The organism is Streptomyces sp. NBC_01426 (assembly GCF_036231985.1).
Taxonomy (GTDB): Bacteria; Actinomycetota; Actinomycetes; order Streptomycetales; family Streptomycetaceae; genus Streptomyces.
This window is the reverse complement of record NZ_CP109500.1, coordinates 6,789,480-6,807,287: the sequence shown is the minus strand read 5'-3', so window position 1 is coordinate 6,807,287 and position 17,808 is coordinate 6,789,480. Positions and strand designations below refer to the sequence as shown.

Below are 17,808 nucleotides of genomic sequence, written 5' to 3'. Positions count from 1 at the left end.
CGGGCACGGCGCGGGAAAATGCCGGGGCTCAGAGCGCCCGGTGGGCGGCGATCAGGTCGGCGTAGTGGGCTCCGCTGGTCTTGACGGTGCGTTCCTGGGTGTCGTAGTCCACGCGGACCAGACCGAACCGCTTGTCGTAGCCGTACGCCCATTCGAAGTTGTCGAGCAGGGACCACGCGTAGTAGCCGGCCAGGGGCGCGCCGCGGCGGGCGGCCCGGGCGCAGGCGGCGAGGTGGGCGGTCAGGTACGCGGCGCGTTCCGGGTCGTGGACGCTGCCGTCCGGGCCGACGGCGTCCGGGTAGGAGGAGCCGTTCTCGGTGACGTGGATGCGTCGGGCGCCGTACTCCTCGGTGAGTCGCATGAGCAGCGTCTCGATGCCGCTCGCGTCGACCTCCCAGTCCATGCCGGTGCGCGGGACGCCGGGCAGGTCGATCTGGCGGGCGTGGGGGGCGGGTCCGGTCGGGTCGGCGACGACGGTCTGCGGGAAGTAGTAGTTCAGGCCGATCCAGTCGAGGGGCGCCGCGATGGCGTCGAGGTCGCCGGGGCGTTCGGGGAGGTCCACGCCGTAGACCTCGCACATGTCGGCGGGAAAGCCGCGGCCGTGGACGGGGTCGAGCCACCAGCGGTTGACGTGTCCGTCCATCCGTACGGCCGCCGCCCGGTCGGCGTCGCTGTCGGTGGCCGCCTCGACGGTGGAGAGGTTGTTGACGATGCCGATCCGCGCGCCGGGGGCGGCGGCGCGGATGGCCCGGGTGGCGAGGCCGTGGCCCAGCAGGAGGTGGTAGGAGGCCCGGACGGCGGCGGTGAGGTCGGTGAGACCGGGGGCCATCTTGCCCTCCAGGTGGCCGATCCACGCCGAGCAGAGGGGCTCGTTGAGGGTGGTCCACTGGGTGACCCGATCGCCGAGGCGCTCCGCGACGACGTGCGCGTACGAGGCGAAGGCCTCGGCGGTGGCGCGCTCGGGCCAGCCGCCGCGGTCCTGGAGGGCCTGGGGCAGGTCCCAGTGGTAGAGGGTGACGGACGGGGTGATGCCGGCGGCGAGCAGGCCGTCGACCAGCTGGTCGTAGAAGTCCAGGCCCTTGGCGTTGACCGGCCCGTCGCCGCCGGGCACGACGCGGGGCCAGGCCACGGAGAAGCGGTAGGCGTTGGTGCCGAGTTCCTTCATCAGGGCGATGTCGTCGCGCCAGCGGTGGTAGTGGTCGCAGGCGGTGTCGCCGTGGTGGCCGCCGTCGATGGTCCCGGGGGTGTGGGAGAACGTGTCCCAGATGGAGGGGGAGCGGCCGTCCTCGGCCACCGCGCCCTCGATCTGGTAGGCGGAGGTGGCGGTGCCCCAGGCGAAGTCGCGGGGCAGCGCGCCGAGGTCGACGGCGCCGTGGGCGGTGGCGTGCACGGTGTCGAGGCGGGTTTCGGAAAGGGTCATTTGACGGCTCCTGCCGTGAGTCCGGCCACCAAGTACCGCTGGAGCAGCAGGAATCCGGCGACGACGGGGATGCTGACGACGAGCGAGGCGGCCATGATCTGGTTCCAGTACACGTCGTTCTGCGTGGAGTAGCCCTGCAGTCCGACGGCCAGGGTGCGGGTGGTGTCGTTCGTCATGACCGAGGCGAAGAGGACCTCACCCCAGGCGGTCATGAAGGCGTACACGGCGACGGCGACGATGCCGGGGACGGCCGCGGGGACCACGACCCGGAAGAGCGCCCCGAGGGGGCCGCAGCCGTCCACGGTGGCGGCCTCGTCGAGGTCGCGGGGCACCGAGTCGAAGTACCCGATGAGCATCCAGATGGAGAAGGGGAGGGAGAAGGTCAGGTAGGTGAGGATCAGCCCGCCTCGGGAGCCGTAGAGGGCGACTCCGGTGGTGTTGCCGATGTTCACGAAGATCAGGAACAGCGGCAGCAGGAAGAGGATGCCGGGGAACATCTGGGTCGACAGCACGGTGACGGTGAACAGGCGCTTGCCGCGGAAGCGGTAGCGGCTGACGGCGTACGCGGCGAAGACGGCGATGACCACGGAGCAGACGGTGGCGGCGCCGGCCACGATCAGCGAGTTCAGGAAGTACTTGGCGAGCGGGACGGTGTGCCAGATGTCGATGTACGGGCGGACGGTGAGCCCGCTGGGGATCCACCGGAAGGCGCCCGCGACGTCGGACAACGGCTTGAGGGAGCTGGTGATCATCACGTAGACGGGCAGGGCCACGAAGCCGGTGAGCAGGGTGAGGAAGACGGCCCGGATCACCTTGAAGGACAGGGGCGGGTCGAGCGCGGACCGGGTGCGCGCCCGGGGGCGGTGGTCAGGCATCGGCGTCCCTCCGGCCGCGGCTGGTCAGGAACAGGTACACGGCGGTGACCAGCAGCAGGAAGAGCAGCAGCAGGACGGACATGGCGGAGCCGGTGCCGAAGTTCCAGGTGACGAAACTGGACTGGTAGATGTGGATGGAGATCAGGTCGGCGGCCTCGGGGGCGGATTTGCCGAACAGCACGAACGGCGTGTTGAAGTCGTTGAAGGTCCACAGGAACAGCACGAGGATCAGCACCTGGTTGACCGCGCCGACCGAGGGCAGGGTGATCCGGCGGATCTGCTGCCAGATGCCGGCGCCGTCGAGGGCGGCGGCCTCGTACAGCTCCTTCGGGATGTTCTGGAGGGCCGCCATGACGATCAGGAAGGCGAACGGCCAGCCCTTCCACACGGAGACGATCAGCAGGGCCCAGAAGCTGTTGTCGCCGAGCAGCCAGAAGGTGTGCTCGGCGCCGCCGAGGCCGAGTTGGTCGTGGATGACGTGGTTCACCAGGCCGTTGTCCCGCTGGAACATGAACGCCCAGGTGATGACCGCCGCGTAGACGGGCAGGGCGTACGGCACCAGGAACAGGGCGCGCAGGACGCCGCGGCCGCGGAAGTTCTCCTGCATGAAGACGGCGGCCGCGGTGCCGAGGAACCAGCACAGGGCCACGGAGAGCAGGGTGAACAGGCAGGTGGTGAGGAAGGATCCCAACAGGGCTTCGCCGACGGGGCGGTTGACGTCCACGGCGAGGTCGTAGTTGTCGAAGCCCGTCCAGGGGGCACGGGACCAGTCCCGGATGAAGAACTGGGTCAGTTCCCGGAAGCTCATCAGGATGCCCATCACCATCGGGACGAGGTGGATGAGCAGTTCGAGGAGGAGGGCGGGCAGGAGCAGGAGGTAGGGCAGGGCGCCGCGGCGCACGCGACCGGTGCCGCGCACCCGGGTCGCGGTGCGCCGCAGTCGTCCGGCGCCTTCCGTGGTCACGGAGGTCATCGGGCGGTGCTCACTTCGACATCTGCTGCTGGGCCTTGGTGAGCTTCGCCTTGACCGACTCGGTGGTCACCGGGTTGCCCGCGGCGGCCTCGGCGAACAGCTCCTTCACGGCGGTGCCGACGGCGGTCTCGAACTGGGACTCCTCCGGGACCTGGGGCAGCGGGGCGGCGCTCGTGCCGAGGGTGTTGCGCAGCACGGTCAGGTCGTCGGTGGCGAACGCGCCGTCGGTCTGGGCGGCCTTGACCGGCGGGATGGACCCGTAGGTCTTGTTGAGGATCTTCTGCTCCTCGTCGCCGGTCATGAACTTCACGAACTTCAGCGCTCCGTCGATGTTGTCGGTGTTCTTGAAGACGGCCATGTTGATGCCGGCGACCATGGAGTTGGTGTTCTTCCCGGCGCCGGGCGCGCCGCCCGCCGGGACGGGGACGGGGGCCACGCCCCAGTCGCCCTCCTTCATCCCGTTGGCCTTGAAGCTGGTGGCGGCGCTCTGCCACAGGACCATCGCCGTCTTGCCGTTGGCGAAGTCCTGGAGGGACTGGTTCTTGTCGTACTCGGCGTTGCCGGGCGCGACGATCTTGTCCTTGGCCATCAGGTCGACGTACTGCTTGACGGCGTCGACGTTGCCGGGGCTGTCGAAGGTGGGCTTGCCGGCGCCGTCGAAGAACTCCGCGCCGTGCTGCTTGGAGAACACGAAGGCCTGGTGGATGTTGTTCGACAGGTTCGAGCCCTCGGCCCCGAGCGCCCACTTGCCGTCCTTGGACAGCTTCCGGCCGATCGTGACCATCTCGTCCCAGGTGGCCGGGGGCTTCTCGACGCCGGCGTCCTGGAACATCTTCTTGTTGTAGTAGAGCGCGTACGACATCGAGTACAGGGGGACGGCCGCCGGGTCCTTGCCGGTCGCGCCGGCGGAGCCGATGGCCGAGGCCACGAAGCGGTCCTTGCCGCCGATGGCGTCGAAGTTCTTGGCGTCCCAGGGCAGCAGGGCGCCGGTGGCCTGAAGCGAGGAGGACCACGTGTTGCCTATGTTGAGCACGTCCGGTCCCTGGCCGGAGGCGGTGGCCGCGAGGATCCGGTTGAGGAGGTCGGACCAGGGGACCACCTCCAGCTTGACCTTGATGCCGGTCTGCTGCTCGAACTTCTTCAGCTCCGGGCCGAGGGTCGCCTGGTCCGCCGCGATGTCGGGGCCCTGGTTGGAGGCCCAGTAGGTGAGCTCCTTGGGGGCGGTGTTGCTGCCGCCCCCGCTGTCCGCGGAGCCGCCGCCGCAGGCGGTGGCGGCGGCGAGGAGGGAGGCGGTGACGGTGACGGCTGCGGCGGCTCTGGTTCTGCGCATGGCGGATCTGGCCCTTTCGGGAGGGTCGGGAGGAGGCCTGCGAGTGGCGAACGGCGAATGACACGTGGTGCGGGGGCGGGGCGCCGTACGGCATCGTCCGTGCCGTGCGGCGCCTCGTGGTGGTGCGCTCGGCGCCTTGTGGGCACCCGTTCCGTCCAGGCCTTAATTTAGGACGTGAGTTAAGCCTCACGAAAGGGTCGCGTCAAGGGGTCGCGCAGGGGTATGTTGCGCTGGATGTCACTGCGGAAGGGACCGGATGACCACAGGGCGTAGCGGGCGAACAGTGCGGGACCTGCGGCGCGGCAACCGCAGCGTGGTGCTCCGGCAGCTGTACTTCGGCGGCCCGATGAGCCGGCAGGAACTGGGCCCGGCCACGGGACTGAGCTCCGGATCCGTCAGCAACGTCGTCGGCGAGCTGGTCGCCGACGGCCTGCTGGAGGAGGCCGGGATCGTCGACTCGGACGGTGGCCGCCCCCGCACCCTCCTCAGGGTCGCGCCGGGCAGCGCCCACATGATCGGCGTCGACGTCGGCGAAACCCGCGTCCGCGTCGAGCTGTTCGACCTCACGCTCACCGAACTCGCGCGCACGGAACTCCCGTTGCAGCCGCGCGGCTGCTACGACGTCGGCCCGATCGTGGACCACGTCCGCACCGGGATCGCCACGGTGCTCGCCGAGGCCGGCATCGGAACGGACCGACTGCTGGGTGTCGGGGTGGGCGTGCCGGGGATAGTGGACCGGGATGCCCCGGGCGGGACGGTGGTGCACGGTCAGACCATCGGCTGGGACGCCGTGCCGCTGGAGGCGTTGCTGCGCGCGACCAAGGCCCTGCCGGAGGAGGTCCCGTACATCATCGACAACGGCGCCCGGACCCTCGGCCAGGCGGAGATGTGGTTCGGGGCGGGACGCGGAGCCCGCGAAGCCGTGGTGGTCCTCTTCGGCTCGGGCGTCGGCGCGAGCCTGATCACCGATGGCGCGGGCACCGCACTGGAATGGGGACACCTGACGGTCTCGGTGCGCGGGCGGCGCTGCCGGTGCGGGGCCCGGGGCTGCCTGGAGGCCTACACCGGCGCCGAGTCGGTGCTGGCCCGGTGGGCGGAGCGGGACGGGGGCGCCGGGGAGGCGATGGACACGGTGGACGAGGAGGAGGCCCTGTCCGCCCTGCTGGCGGCGGCCCTCGCCGGGGACGCGGTGGCCGTGGACGTCCTGGAGGAGACGGCCGAGTACCTGGGCGCGGGCCTCTCGGACGTCATCAACCTCTTCCGCCCGGAACGCATTCTGATCGGCGGTTGGGCGGGCCTGCTGCTGGGCCCGCACATTCTCCCGTCGGTACGGGAGCACGCGACGCGGTACTCCCTGCGGCACCCCGCGGACCGGGTCACCATCGACCTGGGGTCCCTCGGCCCGGACGCGGTGACGGTGGGCGCGGCGACGCTGCCGCTGTCCGCGTTCTTCACGGCGGGCGGCCGGCGCAGGCCCCCGGAACCGCCGGCCGAGCAGCCGGGCTGGCAGACGGCCCTGGAGGTCCGGGGCGGTTCGGCGGGCCGCCCGGGGTGAGCGGCGCCCGATCGCGGGGCCGGCCGGTGCGAGGGTGACCCGCGATCGGCCGGCGGCGCGGGCGGCGGGAGTTCACGGCGCGGGCGGGGGCCGGCCGGTCCCGAGGACGGCTCGGCTCGGGCGGCCGGTACCTGGGGCGGCCGGTCCTGCGGGGCTCGGCGCGGCCCGGGGGTGCGGGCGGCGTCAGGCCGAGTCGCGGATCACCAGTTCGCCGTCGAACAGGACGACTTCCGGCTCCGTGCGGTCCGGGGCCCGGTCCAGCAGCAGCCGGACCATCTCGGCCGCCATGTCCTCCACCGGCTGCCGCACCGTCGTCAGTCTCGGCCGGGACGCCGTCGCCGCGCTGGAGTCGTCGAAGCCGATCACCGCCACGTCCTGCGGGATGCGCCGCCCGTGCTCGCGCAGCACCAGACAGGCACCCAGCGCCATCAGGTCGTTGGCCGCGAACACCCCGTCCAGGTCCGGCTGTTCGGCCAGCAGCACGCGCATGGCGTGCTCACCGCCCTCCACGGTGAAGTCGGCCTCCACGACCCGGACACCGCCGGCGACCGCGCCGACCGCTCCCCCGCCCCCGCCCAACGCGTCACGGAACCCGGCCACCCGCTCCCGGCTCGCCGCCACGTCCGCGGGCCCGCCGATCGCGGCGAGCCGGCCGCGGCCCCGCGCCAGCAGGTGCCGGGCGGCCAGCGCACCGCCCTCGCCGTGACGCAGGTCCACGCTGTCCAGCGGCAGGCCGGCCGTCGCGGGGCGCGCGAAGAGCACCGCCGGCATGCCCGCTTCCGCGAGCATCGCGGGCAGCGGGTCGTCTCCGTGCGTCGTGACGAGCAGCGCTCCGTCCGCGCCGCCCCGACTCAGGTGGGCGAGCACCTCGGCCCGGTCCTGCGCCGAGTCGGCGAACAGCAGCACGGGGTGCACGCCGCGCGGGCGCAGCGCCCGTACGACGCCGCCGACCACCCGCCCGAAGAAGGGGTCCTGGAACACCTCCGAGGTTTCCGTGCCGGCGCCCGAGACCACCAGCGCCACCGCCCCCGAGCGGCGCGTCACCAGGGACCTCGCGGCCCGGTTCGGGACGTACCCGGTCGCGGCGACCGCTCGCCGCACCGCCTCGGCGATGACCGGGTCCACGTTCCGGACGCCGTTGACCACCCGGGACACCGTCGCCCGTGACACTCCGGCCGCGCGGGCCACGTCCTCCAGGGTCGGGGCCGTGCCCGTACCCGTTCCGCTGCTCCCCCCACTGTTCATGGCCGCACTGTAGCGGCCGCCCGTCAGACGTCGAGGGCCGCCCGCAGGGGCAGGTCCCCGGCGCTGCGACCGGCGAGCAGCGTGAACCGCCCCGGCTCGGTCACCCAACCCCGAGGCTCCGGTGACCAGTACTGGAGGGCGCGCTCGGGCACGCGTACGTACGCCGTCACCCGCTCCCCCGGTCCGGCCTCCACGGCCGCCCATCCGGCGAGCCAGCGCACCGGCCGCTCCACCGTCGACTCGGGTCGGGACACGTACAGTTGGACCACTTCACGACCGCGCCGGGTGCCGGTGTTGCGCAGGACGACGGGAATCTCGTGGCCGCCGGGCGCGGGTTCGGGGCGGCCCAGGTCCTCGTACGCCCAGGTGGTGTATCCCTGTCCGTGGCCGAACCAGTACGCGGGCTCGGTGCCCGATCGCAGCCAGGCCCGATGGCCGATGTGCAGGCCCTCCTCGTACGGGAGGACGCCCTCGACGGGGCGCGTCTGGTGGACCGGGGCCTCGGCTAGAGTGGCGGGCCAGGTGGTGGGGAGCCGGCCGCCCGGCTCGACCCGGCCGAGGAGCACGTCGGCCAGGGCGTGCCCGCCTTCCTGTCCGGGGAACCAGGTGAGGAGCACGGCGCCGGGGTCCTTGCGCCAGGGAAGCTCGACGGGCGCGCCGCAGTTCACCACGACGACCGTACGGGTGTTGGCGCGCACGATCTCGTGTACGAACTCCGCTTGCGTGGCGTCCAGTTGGAGGGTGGTGCGGTCCAGTCCCTCGGACTCGTCGCCCTCCGTGGTGCCGATGACGACGACGGTGACATCGGCGGCCCGGGCGGCCGCCACGGCGTCGGCGCGGGCGCGCCGGGGGTCGGGCTCGGGCCCTGCCGCGGTCAGCACGGTGGCCCGGCCGGTTCCGGGGGCCAGGGTGCGGCGGGCCACGATCCGGGCGGGACGGCCGGCCGTGAGGTGGACGCGGGCGGTGTGCTGGGGCGGTCGCACGTGGACGACGGCCGGGTCGTCGGTCTCGGCCGGGAACTCCCCGTCGAGCAGGGGGGTTCCGTCGGCGGTGACGCTGAGGCGCCCGAACCCGCCGAGCCCCAGGGTCCACGGCCCGGTCGTGTCGGGGTACAGGTCCGCGGCCAGCTCGACGGTGTGCGCGCCGGGCGGCAGTGCCGGCTCCAGGATCCTGCCGGAGGGCTGGAGCGAGTGGTGCAGTACGGCTCCGTCGGCGTCGAGCACGCGCAGCCGCACGCCGGGAGCCCCGCTCTCCGGGTCCCGGGCGTGCCGGGGCCCCAGCGGGGCGGGTCCCGCGCCGGCGGCGGGTCTCGGGCCCGGCGCGTACACCACCCGGACCCGTTCGGGCAGGGCCGCCCGCAACCCGCCCAGCGGGGTGACCACCCTGTCCGGGAACACCTCGGAACTGCCGCCGCCCTGCACCCGGGGTTCGTCGGCGTGCGTCCCGATCACGGCGACGCTCCCCAACGCCTCCACGTCCAGGGGCAGTACCCCCCGGTTCTCCAGCAACACGAACCCGGCGGCGGCCGCCTCCCGCACCACCGCCCGCACCCGGTCCGCCGGCCACGACGGGCCCGGCCGGTCCGACGGGCCCAGCTGATCCGAGACGCCCGGCCGGTCCGACGGGCCCGGCCGACCCGAGGCGCCCGGCGGGTCCGACGGGTCCGGTCGGTCGAGGGCTCCGACCCTGGACGCGAGGCGCACCAGGCGACGCACCTTGTCCTCGACCGCTTCCGGCGGGACCCGGCCCTCGTCCATCGCCTCGACCAGCGCCTCGCCCCAGGGCCCGCCGGGGCCCGGCATCACCAGGTCCTGCGCGGCCCGCGCCGCCTCGACGTTCGCGCGGACCGCGCCCCAGTCCGAGACGACCACACCGTCGAACCCCCACTCCCCCTTCAGCGGGTCCGCGAGCAGCGGACTCTCGCTCATGGTGGTCCCGTTGACGCTGTTGTAGGCCGACATCACCAGCCAGACGCCGGCGCGCACGGCCGCCTCGAAGGGCGCCAGGTACAGCTCGCGCAGCACCCGCTCGTCGACGCGGACGTCGACGGTCAGCCGCTGCGTCTCGGAGTCGTTGGCCACGTAGTGCTTCGCGGTGGCGGCGACACCGCAGGACTGGATGCCCCGCACGAGAGCCGCCCCCGTGCGGCCGGCCAGCGAGGGGTCCTCGGCGAAGCATTCGAAGTGGCGTCCGGCGAGCGGGCTGCGGTGCAGGTTGAGCTGGGGCGCGAGGAGGACGTGCACCCCCTTGCGGCGCGCCTCGCCCCCGAGCAGTTCCCCGAGCAGCCTGACCCGTTCCTCGTCCCAGAGCGCGCCGAGGGCGCCGGCGCAGGGGAGCAGGGCCGCGGTGGAGCGCTCGTCCCAACCGGGTCCACGCACTCCGGCCGGTCCGTCGGAGAACACCAACTCGCGCATTCCGATGGCGGGTTCGGCGGGGGTGCGCCAGGTGTCGGCACCCGTGAGCAGGCGTACCCGCCGGTGCGGGTCGAGCTTGTCGACGAGCCGTTCCACGTCGTCGCTGCCTCCGTCGCCCATGGCGTCCCTTTCGTTCCGACTGCCGAACGAGGCTCAGGGAGAGCGCTCTCCCAGATGATCCGGGCGCCCCGACCGGCTGTCAACGGCCGACGCCGCGCGCTCACTCGTACTCGGTGCCTCCCTTGCGGGTCAGGTACGCCGGGCTGACGGCCTTCGCGATGGCCCGCCCGCCGACGACCGGGCTGTACCGTTCGGCCGCCGGACGGATGACGACGCCCTCGCGCAGGTGAACGGCCCGGCCGGACACGCTCTCCCGGCCGGTGGCCACCTCCAGGACGGTGTCGAGGTCGTACGGTCCCTCGTACAGCCGTGGAACCAGCGGGAGTTCGTCCGTGAGCAGGTCCGCCGGGTCCAACCAGCGCACCTGTCCGTCGATCTCGGCGGACAGGTCGAAGACCGCGTACCCGGGCGGCCCGTCGGCCGTGCGCGCGTCCGTCCCGTAGGCCAGGTCCTGTACGCCCGAGCCGTACACCTCGCCGAAGACGCCGATCCTGCTCGCGCCGAGCCGCTCGGCCAGCCGCGCCGCTGCCTGCGGGACCCGGTGGCCGCGGACGGCCCGCCAGTACAGGTTGCGCTCGTCCTCCTTCAGCGCGAGTCCCTTCGCACCGAAGCCCTTGGAGGAGACCAGGACGCGCCCCTCTCCCGCGACGTACGTCAACAGGCAGGCCGTGCCGTGGAGTTTCTCGGTCAGGACGACGGGTTCGCCGGGCTCGAAGATCCGCGGGTAGCGTTGGAGGTTCTCGATGTCCACCCAGGGCAGCAGGTCGGGGGCGGATTCCACGTCGCCGCTCATCGTCGTCGGGATGGGAGGGGCCCACTTGGTGATCCCGAGGACCTCGGCGAAGTCGGCGTCCTCCTTCGACGCCACCTCCAGATCCACCCCGGCGAGCGCGGCGGGCCGGCACACCAGGCCCTGCGACAGTTCGCCCCGCAGTCGCACGGCCTTGACCCGGTTCGCCGCGCCGCCGGCCAGTCGCCCGGTGAGCCCCAACTCCGCGATCAACACGTCGGGCAGGACGGCCTGTTCGGGGATGTACACGGCGAAGTCCCCGGTGCGGTAGGCGCCCTTCGCGACGACGGCCCGGTAGAGGCCGACTTGGGCCAACTCCAGGGCGTCGGCGTTCGGATGCTCGTGGACGGTCAGTTGCTCGGCGGTCACGCGCAGGGTGGACATGGCTGCCTCCTCGGGATGCGGGTCGGTGGTCGTGGATGTCGCCGGGCGGGACGGCGTCGGCCCTGCGACATCCACGACCACTCTCCGCCGCGCCATTTACGCTGGTCCAGCGGTTATCGCGGTGTTAGCCTGCCGCGCCGGCGAGGATCCGTCGTCACCGATCGTTCGTGGGTCGAGGGCGCGGCCCGCGCACCACGCCCCACAGGAGGCTCGCATGTCACTTCGTCCGGTCACCGTCGTGACGGGAGGCAGCAGGGGCATCGGAGCGGCCACCTGTGTACGGCTCGCCGCCGCCGGCCACGACATCGCTCTCGGCTACGCCCGGGACGACACGGCCGCCGAGTCCACCGCGGAGCGCGTACGGGCGACCGGGGCGCGCTGCGTGACCGTACGCGGTGACACCTCGACCGAGTGCGCCGTGGAGCGGCTCTTCGACATCGCCGGGGCGGAACTGGGCTTCGTCACCGGCCTCGTCAACAACGCCGGGGTGACCGGACCGCTGGGCCGGCTCGCCGACGCCCGGACCGAGGACCTGCGACGCATCGTCGAGGTGAACCTCCTCGGCTACCTGCTCTGTTGCCGCAGGGCCGCCCGGGACATGGCGGAGACCGGAGGGGCGATCGTGAACGTGTCCTCGGCGGCGGCCACCCTCGGCAGCCCCGGGGACTACGTCCACTACGCGGCGACGAAGGCCGCCACCGACGCCCTCACCCTGGGCCTGGCCAAGGAGCTGGGGGCGGACGGGATCCGGGTCAACGCCGTGGCCCCCGGCATCATCGAGACGGACATGCACGCGGCGATGGGCGACCCCGACCGGCCGGCCCGGGCAGCGGCCGGGATCCCCCTCGGCCGGGCCGGACTGCCCGACGAGGTGGCCGGGGCGATCGCCTGGCTGCTGTCCCCCGAAGCCTCGTACACGACGGGAGCCGTCCTGCGGGTGTCCGGCGGGCGCTGAGCCCCGCGCCGGCCCGCCCGGGTCGCTCAGTCGAAGGCCGCCCGGGTGGCGGGGCCGTAGATGCCCCGGGGGTCCCCCGTGATGCTCCGGTCGCTCTGGAGTTGGGCGACACCGCGCCGGGTCTGTTCGTCGTACACCCCGGTCGTGGAGACGTACGTGAACCCCTGGCCGTGGAGACGCTCCTGCAACGCACGGACCTCCGACCCGCGATCGCCCGGCTTCAGGGTTCCGGAGGTGCCATTTCCGGGTGACGCGGACGGCGGCCGGCTCGGCGACGCGGGGGCGGTGGTTGCCGCCCCCCGCCCGGGCGGAGTGGAGGGCGCGTCGGCTCCCCTTCCGGCCGCACCCGACGCCGAGGCGGAGGCCGACGGCACGGCGGGGCCGGCGGGCGCGGGCGGCTGGGAGCCGTCCTCGTCGGGCCCGGCGTCCGGGCTGCGGGCCGGGAGCACCGGTACGGACAGCCCGGAAGGTGGTGCGACCCTCGGGGACTCGGGTTCGGGCCCGGCCGTCAGGTACACCAGGCCTCCCGCGACGGCGAGCCCGAGCAGGGCCAGGGTCACCAGCGGCAACCGGCCCGCCCGCTCCCGCGCGACGGGAGCGGGTGCCCGTACGGGAGCGGGTGCGAGTGCGGGTGCCCGAACGGGAACGGGTGCCGGTGCGGGTGCCCGTACGGGAGTGGGTACGGGTGCGGGTGCCCGTACGGGAACGGGTGCCGGTGCGGGTGCCCGTACGGGAGCGGGTGCGAGTGCGGGTGCCCGAACGGGAACGGGTGCCGGTGCGGGTGCCCGTACGGGAGTGGGTACGGGTGCGGCGACGGTCGGCGGTGCGGGGGCGTGCGGAGCGGTCGGGGTCGGGTCCTGTGCGTGCCACGCGGGCGTGTGCGCCGGGGCCGACCCGCTGCCGGGGTACGGGGCATCGGCGGGGTACGGGGCGCCGGCGGGTTCGGTGCGCGGTCGGGCGGGGTCCGCCGAACGGGGCGGGTGGCCCGACAGGGCGATGTACGGGCGTACGAGCAGGTGGTCGTCGGGCACGATCCCGCTCTCGTCGGTGGGGTGGGACACGGTTGCTCCCGGCAGGTGCGGAGGTCGACACGGTGGTGCGTCGCCGACCCCCTCCCGGCCGGTCAGGCCCTGCACCGCCGCGCGACCGGGACCGTGCCCGCGTCGACGCCGGGACCGGGGACGGACATGGGCATGTGAGGCAGCTCCGACGTGCGGCTCAGACCGTGGTTCTTGATCGGGGCGCACTCTTCCCCCCGGGATGCCCCCGGTCAAGCCTGATGTCCGATCCGCCCGATCCGTCCAAGGAGGAGGGGTCGTTGGTCCCGACGGCGGGCACCGCCTTCTCCGAGGTGGTCACGCCGGCGGACCGCCCGCGGAGCGTTCCCGCTCGGACGGCCGGCGCGCCGCGGACGCGGAGCGCCGGCCGTCCGCGTCGCGGGCCCCTTCTGCGACCGGGTCGGGTGTTCCGGGCCGCCCCGTGACGAATCGATTCGGCAACGGGAGCGTCCACCCGCCGACGCGCCCGCCGACGCGAACCGCCCGCCAACGCCCCGTCACCCGGACGCGTGAGCGGCGGAATCCGGGCCGTCCGGGGTACGGCATGGTGGACACATGCAGTTACGCCGGGCCGCCCTGCCCCTCTCCCTCCTCGCGCTTCTCGCGACCGCCGGCTGTGTCTCCGTGGGCCCGGAGTCCTCTCCCCCGGGCCCGGGCCGGGGTTCCGTACCGCCCGTCGACGCCGCGGACGCCGCGGCCGACCGGGACGCGTCCGACACCCCGCCGACGCTGCCGCTCTCCCGCGCCCTGCCCCTGGGCCCGTTGCCTGCCCGTACCGACGAACCGGCACGGGCCACGGACGCGGACGCGACCTCGGACACGGACACGGGCAGGGCGCCGGCGCGCGCGGCCCGACCGACCGCCGCGCCCGCGCGGCCCGCCGCGCCCCGGCGCGTACGGCCGCCCCAGGCCGCCTCGCCGCACCTCCCGCGTCGGTCCGCGCCCCGGGCTCCGCGCGGCGACGAGTTGTGCGCGGCCGCGGAGGGCGCAGTGCCGCCGTCCATCGTGGACCTCTGCGTGCGTCAGTACGGCCGCTGACCGGCCCCGATTCCCCTTCCCGCCCGCACGGCGTCGGGTCCCCGCCCGGCCGTGCTTGACTCTCCCCCCGTGTCAGGGCCTGCACTGGGAGACATCGTGTTCACCATCGGAGACTTCGCCAAACACGGCCGGGTGTCGGTCCGCATGTTGCGTCACTACGACGCGCTCGGGCTGCTGCGCCCCGCGCGTGTCGATCCCTCGACCGGCTACCGCTTCTACGAGGCCGAGCAACTCGCCCGCCTCAACCGTGTCATCGCGCTCAAGGATCTCGGCTTCAGCCTGGAACAGGTCGGGGCGATCCTGAACGAGCGGTTGGGCGCGGACGAGCTGCGCGGCATGCTGCGGTTGCGGCAGGCGGAACTGGAGAGCGCCATGGCCGCCGCCGCGGCCCGGCTGCACCAGGTCGAGACGAGGCTCCGGACCATCGAGAGCGAGGGAACCATGCCCACCGACGAGATCGTCGTGAAGAGCCTTCCGCCCGTCCGGCTCGCCGAACTGACCGGCGTCGCGGCGAGCTACGCCCCGCAGGACATCGGCCCGGTCATCGGCCCGCTGTACGACGACCTGTGCCACCGGATCGGGACGGCCGGGGTGGTCCCGACCGGCCCCGGTCTCGCCTACTACGAGGCCGCCCCGGACCGCGGACCCGGATCGGTCCTGGTGCACGCGGGGCTCCCCGTCCCGGCCGCCGTGCGCGCCGAGGATCTCGGGGGCGCCGTGCGGATCGTCGAACTGCCCGGCGTGGAGCGCGCGGCGACGCTGGTGCACCGGGGCGCCATGGACGACGTGCTGCCGGCCGCGCAGGCGTTGGCACGCTGGATCGACGCGCACGGCCACCGCTCGGCCGGGTATGCCCGCGAGCTGAACCTGGACTGCCCCGACGACCGCGCGCAGTGGGTCACGGAACTGCAGGAGCCGTTGGCCGACTGACACCCGGCCGACTGCCCCCTGGCGGGCTGGCCCTTGGCGCGCCGACCTCTGGCCGGCCGGTCGTGGGCGGCATACGCTCCGCTGGTGCAGCGCGTACTCGTCGTGGCATCAGCGGAGCCGGCAAGTCCACCCTGGCCCGGGCGTTGGGTCGGCGGCTCGGGCTGCCGTACCACGAGGTGGACGCGCTCCATTTCGGCGGTCCGGGGTGGGCGGTCAGCGAGACGTACGTCGCCGACATGCAACGGATCGCCGCGACCGGGCTGTGGGTGCTCGACTCCTCCGGCCCGGCGGCGGTCCGGGACCTGCTCTGGGCGCGGGCCGACACGGTGGTCTGGCTGGACCACCGGCGGTCCGTGGTCATGCGGAGGGTACTGCTGCGGTCGTTGCGCCGGAGCCTGTCGCGGGAACGGTTGTTCAACGGCAACCGGGAGGCCTGGCGGGAGTGGTTGCGGTCCGACCATCCCGCGTGGTGGGCCTGGTCCCGGTACGCCGACCGGCGGGCCGAGATCGGCGGCCTGGCCGCCGACCCCCGCTTCGCCCCGCTGCGCGTGGTACGCCTGCGCACGCCCGCGGAAGCGGACACCTGGCTCCGGACGCGGCGGGCCGGCTGAGGGTCGCCGCGATCGTCGGTCAGGGCCGGGCCGTGCGGTCGGGCAGGCGTCGTCCGCAGGCCTGGGCGCAGCGGCGGGCCGTGTGGGCCGTGCCGTGGCGGGCGGAGCGCAGGCGGGTGATCGCCTCGTGCCGGCGGCGGCTCCACTCGGCGCGGGGCAGGCCCGCGCGCCGGCCGCCGCCCGCGATCAGGGCGTTGACCGGGGTGTAGGGGTCCGCGGCCATGGCCTTGGCGAGCAGCACGCCGACCACGAGGGGTACGAGCGCCACGGCCAGCGCCGACCCGGCGGTGGTCACGTGCCGCATGCGCGGGTGGTGTGCGCTCTGCGCGGCCTCTGAAGTCATGTCCCCATTCGACCAGTGGGAGCGCGCCGGGGAATCGGGGCGGATACTCAGGCCGTTGGGCACGAGGTACTCAGACGGGATGGTGTGCGGTGACGGAAGGACCGGGCGGGCAGGGCTTCGAGCCCGCGACCGGCGACGAGATCCGGGCGGAGTCAGCGGCCGGCGGGCCCGGGGAGTCGGGCGCCGACTCCGCCCGGGCCGCCGAGTTGCGCACGGCGTACGAGGGGATGGTGCAGATCCGCCGGCTGGTGAACGGTTCGGGCGTCGCGTCGGTTCCCGCGCCTTGGGAGGTGCGCCGCATGCCGCGCGCGGTGGCCCTGGCCCTGGAGGCGGCGGGCATAGCGGCGTCGGCGGTGGACGAGCGAGGTCGTCGGATCCGCACGGGGTACCGGGTGGCGGCCGGGGCCGAGGCGGGGCGGGTGGAGGTCACCTGGCTCGGCCCGGCCGGAGGCGGGGCGGCGGAGGAGGAGCAGGAGCGGCTGACGGCGTGCGCGGCGGTGCTGGAGGCGCTCGGATGGGTGTGCCTGCTGTACCGGGGGCCTCGCCGGCGCCGCTTCCTGGAGGTGGAACCCCCGCGCCGGACCTGACGGAACGGATCGGGTCCGGACGGAAACGGGCGGGCCTGAACGGAACAGAACGGGCCGGGCCTGACGGGGGCTGCGGGCCACGGGGTCGGCGCGCCGGCGCGGTTCATCCGTACAGGTCCGCCAGCGCGGCGGCCGTCTCGGCGAGGGCCCGGCGCAGTTCGGGCGGACCGAGGACCTCGACCTCCGCCCCGAGGCCCAGCAGGTCGCCGACCGCGACGGCGGTCGTCTCGACGCTCAGGTCCACCCGGGTCCAGCCGTCCGCGTCGGCGTCCTCCCCCGCGGCCTCGGCGGCGGCGAGGGCCCGCGTTCCGGCCGCCCCGAACCGCATGGGCAGCAGGGTCCGGCCGCGGGGTGAGAGGCGCAGCCGGGCGGTCTGCGGGTTCAGCGCGGTCCGGAGGCGGTCGGAGGTCGCGGCCCAGTGCGCGGCGAGCACGAAGTCGTCGGGCCGCTCGAAGGTGTCCGGGAGGACGTCCACGGCGAGGAACCGGCCCACGCGGTAGGTCCGCGGGGCTTCGCCGGACCGTGCTTCGCCGGACCGTGCGACGAGGTACCAGATGCCTCCCTTGAGGACGAGGCCGAGCGGATGCAGTTCGCGCCGGACCGGGCCGGACGGTCGGCGGTAGTGGGCGTCCAGGACGTTCTGGTCCCACACGGCGCGGGCGATCCGCCCGAGGTGCGGGACGGGGTCCACTTCGCGGAACCAGGCCGGGGCGTCGAGGTGGAAACGGGCCCGGATCCGCTCGGCGCGGGTCGCGAGTTCGACGGGCAGCGCGGCCCGGAGTTTGAGCTGTGCGGCGGCCAGGTCGGCGCCGAGGCCCAGTTCCTCGGCGGGTCCCGGGGCGCCGGCGAGGAAGAGCGAGCCGGCCTGGGCGTCGGTGAGTCCGGTCAACCGGGTGCGGTAGCCGTCCATCAGCCGGTATCCCCCGGCGGGCCCGCGGTCGGCGTGCACGGGCACTCCGGAGGCGCCGAGGGCCTCGACGTCCCGGTAGACGGTGCGGACCGAGACCTCCAGTTCCGCGGCGAGTTCGGGCGCGGTCATCCGGCCGCGGTTCTGGAGCAGGAGCAGCAGCGAGAGGAGACGGTCGGCGCGCATGGCGCCATTGTCGCGGCATACCTGACAGAGGGTGTCAGGTATGCCGTCGATGCTGCTCACACATCGGGCGGAGGTCCTGCCCGACCG

At 73.9% G+C, this 17,808-nt stretch carries 16 protein-coding genes; 6 read left to right on the top strand and 10 right to left on the bottom strand.

Annotation, left to right across the window (positions count from 1 at the left end; all coding sequences use genetic code 11):
- Window positions 1-28: 28 nt before the first annotated feature.
- The 4 genes from OG906_RS30370 to OG906_RS30355 are packed head-to-tail and all read right to left on the bottom strand — an operon-like array spanning window position 29 to window position 4,598.
- Complete coding sequence (locus OG906_RS30370) at window positions 29-1,420, bottom strand: GH1 family beta-glucosidase (RefSeq protein ID WP_329447277.1); 1,392 nt, start codon at window positions 1,418-1,420, stop codon at window positions 29-31.
- Window positions 1,417-2,295: a carbohydrate ABC transporter permease gene (locus OG906_RS30365; RefSeq protein ID WP_329447276.1), complete on the bottom strand. Its 879-nt coding sequence runs from the start codon at window positions 2,293-2,295 to the stop codon at window positions 1,417-1,419. The genes OG906_RS30370 and OG906_RS30365 overlap by 4 nt, the downstream gene beginning before the upstream one ends.
- Window positions 2,288-3,268: a carbohydrate ABC transporter permease gene (locus OG906_RS30360; RefSeq protein ID WP_443067422.1), complete on the bottom strand. Its 981-nt coding sequence runs from the start codon at window positions 3,266-3,268 to the stop codon at window positions 2,288-2,290. The genes OG906_RS30365 and OG906_RS30360 overlap by 8 nt, the downstream gene beginning before the upstream one ends.
- Window positions 3,269-3,278: 10 nt before the next feature.
- Window positions 3,279-4,598 (bottom strand): ABC transporter substrate-binding protein, encoded by a 1,320-nt coding sequence (locus OG906_RS30355; RefSeq protein ID WP_329447274.1) that lies wholly within the window; start codon window positions 4,596-4,598, stop codon window positions 3,279-3,281.
- 256 nt (window positions 4,599-4,854) lie between these two features.
- Between OG906_RS30355 and OG906_RS30350 the strand changes: the two genes are divergently transcribed.
- Complete coding sequence (locus tag OG906_RS30350; protein ID WP_329447273.1) at window positions 4,855-6,153, top strand: ROK family transcriptional regulator; 1,299 nt, start codon at window positions 4,855-4,857, stop codon at window positions 6,151-6,153.
- 183 nt (window positions 6,154-6,336) lie between these two features.
- Here OG906_RS30350 and OG906_RS30345 read toward each other — a convergent pair whose 3' ends face one another.
- From OG906_RS30345 to OG906_RS30335, 3 genes are all read right to left on the bottom strand, one after another.
- A complete protein-coding gene (locus OG906_RS30345) occupies window positions 6,337-7,398 on the bottom strand; it encodes a LacI family DNA-binding transcriptional regulator (protein WP_329447272.1) in 1,062 nt (353 codons plus the stop codon).
- 23 nt (window positions 7,399-7,421) lie between these two features.
- Window positions 7,422-9,932: a glycoside hydrolase family 3 C-terminal domain-containing protein gene (locus OG906_RS30340; RefSeq protein ID WP_329447271.1), complete on the bottom strand. Its 2,511-nt coding sequence runs from the start codon at window positions 9,930-9,932 to the stop codon at window positions 7,422-7,424.
- Window positions 9,933-10,032: 100 nt separating this feature from the next.
- Window positions 10,033-11,106 carry an RNA ligase (ATP) gene (locus OG906_RS30335; protein WP_329447270.1) on the bottom strand — a complete coding sequence of 358 codons (1,074 nt, stop codon included), beginning with the start codon at window positions 11,104-11,106 and terminating at the stop codon, window positions 10,033-10,035.
- A gap of 214 nt (window positions 11,107-11,320) precedes the next feature.
- Here OG906_RS30335 and OG906_RS30330 point away from each other — a divergent pair, with 214 nt between their 5' ends.
- Window positions 11,321-12,061, top strand: a complete 741-nt coding sequence (locus OG906_RS30330; protein ID WP_329447269.1) for an SDR family oxidoreductase — start codon at window positions 11,321-11,323, stop codon at window positions 12,059-12,061.
- A gap of 26 nt (window positions 12,062-12,087) precedes the next feature.
- Here the strand turns inward: OG906_RS30330 and OG906_RS30325 are convergent, their stop codons facing one another.
- A complete protein-coding gene (locus OG906_RS30325) occupies window positions 12,088-13,122 on the bottom strand; it encodes a peptidoglycan-binding domain-containing protein (protein ID WP_329447268.1) in 1,035 nt (344 codons plus the stop codon).
- A 552-nt stretch (window positions 13,123-13,674) separates the two neighbouring features.
- Between OG906_RS30325 and OG906_RS30320 the strand changes: the two genes are divergently transcribed.
- The 3 genes from OG906_RS30320 (at window position 13,675) to OG906_RS30310 (ending at window position 15,698) form a co-directional block, all read left to right on the top strand.
- Window positions 13,675-14,157: a hypothetical protein gene (locus tag OG906_RS30320; RefSeq protein ID WP_329447267.1), complete on the top strand. Its 483-nt coding sequence runs from the start codon at window positions 13,675-13,677 to the stop codon at window positions 14,155-14,157.
- A gap of 96 nt (window positions 14,158-14,253) precedes the next feature.
- Window positions 14,254-15,087 carry a MerR family transcriptional regulator gene (locus OG906_RS30315; protein WP_329447266.1) on the top strand — a complete coding sequence of 278 codons (834 nt, stop codon included), beginning with the start codon at window positions 14,254-14,256 and terminating at the stop codon, window positions 15,085-15,087.
- Between the two features lie 62 nt (window positions 15,088-15,149).
- A complete protein-coding gene (locus OG906_RS30310; protein ID WP_329447265.1) occupies window positions 15,150-15,698 on the top strand; it encodes an adenylate kinase in 549 nt (182 codons plus the stop codon).
- 19 nt (window positions 15,699-15,717) lie between these two features.
- Here OG906_RS30310 and OG906_RS30305 read toward each other — a convergent pair whose 3' ends face one another.
- On the bottom strand, window positions 15,718-16,041 hold the full coding sequence (locus OG906_RS30305; RefSeq protein WP_329447264.1) for a hypothetical protein: 324 nt from the start codon (window positions 16,039-16,041) through the stop codon (window positions 15,718-15,720).
- An 89-nt stretch (window positions 16,042-16,130) separates the two neighbouring features.
- Between OG906_RS30305 and OG906_RS30300 the strand changes: the two genes are divergently transcribed.
- The gene (locus OG906_RS30300) at window positions 16,131-16,628 is read left to right on the top strand and encodes a hypothetical protein (RefSeq protein WP_402302486.1); all 498 of its coding nucleotides are present in this window, start codon (window positions 16,131-16,133) and stop codon (window positions 16,626-16,628) included.
- A 103-nt stretch (window positions 16,629-16,731) separates the two neighbouring features.
- Here the strand turns inward: OG906_RS30300 and OG906_RS30295 are convergent, their stop codons facing one another.
- Entirely contained in the window at window positions 16,732-17,721 is a 990-nt protein-coding gene (locus OG906_RS30295; RefSeq protein ID WP_329447263.1) for a helix-turn-helix transcriptional regulator, read from the bottom strand.
- Window positions 17,722-17,808 lie beyond the last annotated feature (87 nt).

Excerpts from the sequence above, each read along its gene's own strand:
- OG906_RS30370 (WP_329447277.1), bottom strand. The coding sequence starts at position 1,420 with ATGACCCTTTCCGAAACCCGCCTCGACACCGTGCACGCCACCGCCCAC.
- OG906_RS30365 (WP_329447276.1), bottom strand. The coding sequence starts at position 2,295 with ATGCCTGACCACCGCCCCCGGGCGCGCACCCGGTCCGCGCTCGACCCG.
- OG906_RS30360 (WP_443067422.1), bottom strand. The coding sequence starts at position 3,268 with ATGACCTCCGTGACCACGGAAGGCGCCGGACGACTGCGGCGCACCGCG.
- OG906_RS30355 (WP_329447274.1), bottom strand. The coding sequence starts at position 4,598 with ATGCGCAGAACCAGAGCCGCCGCAGCCGTCACCGTCACCGCCTCCCTC.
- OG906_RS30350 (WP_329447273.1), top strand. The coding sequence starts at position 4,855 with ATGACCACAGGGCGTAGCGGGCGAACAGTGCGGGACCTGCGGCGCGGC.
- OG906_RS30345 (WP_329447272.1), bottom strand. The coding sequence starts at position 7,398 with ATGAACAGTGGGGGGAGCAGCGGAACGGGTACGGGCACGGCCCCGACC.
- OG906_RS30340 (WP_329447271.1), bottom strand. The coding sequence starts at position 9,932 with ATGGGCGACGGAGGCAGCGACGACGTGGAACGGCTCGTCGACAAGCTC.
- OG906_RS30335 (WP_329447270.1), bottom strand. The coding sequence starts at position 11,106 with ATGTCCACCCTGCGCGTGACCGCCGAGCAACTGACCGTCCACGAGCAT.
- OG906_RS30330 (WP_329447269.1), top strand. The coding sequence starts at position 11,321 with ATGTCACTTCGTCCGGTCACCGTCGTGACGGGAGGCAGCAGGGGCATC.
- OG906_RS30320 (WP_329447267.1), top strand. The coding sequence starts at position 13,675 with ATGCAGTTACGCCGGGCCGCCCTGCCCCTCTCCCTCCTCGCGCTTCTC.
- OG906_RS30305 (WP_329447264.1), bottom strand. The coding sequence starts at position 16,041 with ATGACTTCAGAGGCCGCGCAGAGCGCACACCACCCGCGCATGCGGCAC.
- OG906_RS30295 (WP_329447263.1), bottom strand. The coding sequence starts at position 17,721 with ATGCGCGCCGACCGTCTCCTCTCGCTGCTGCTCCTGCTCCAGAACCGC.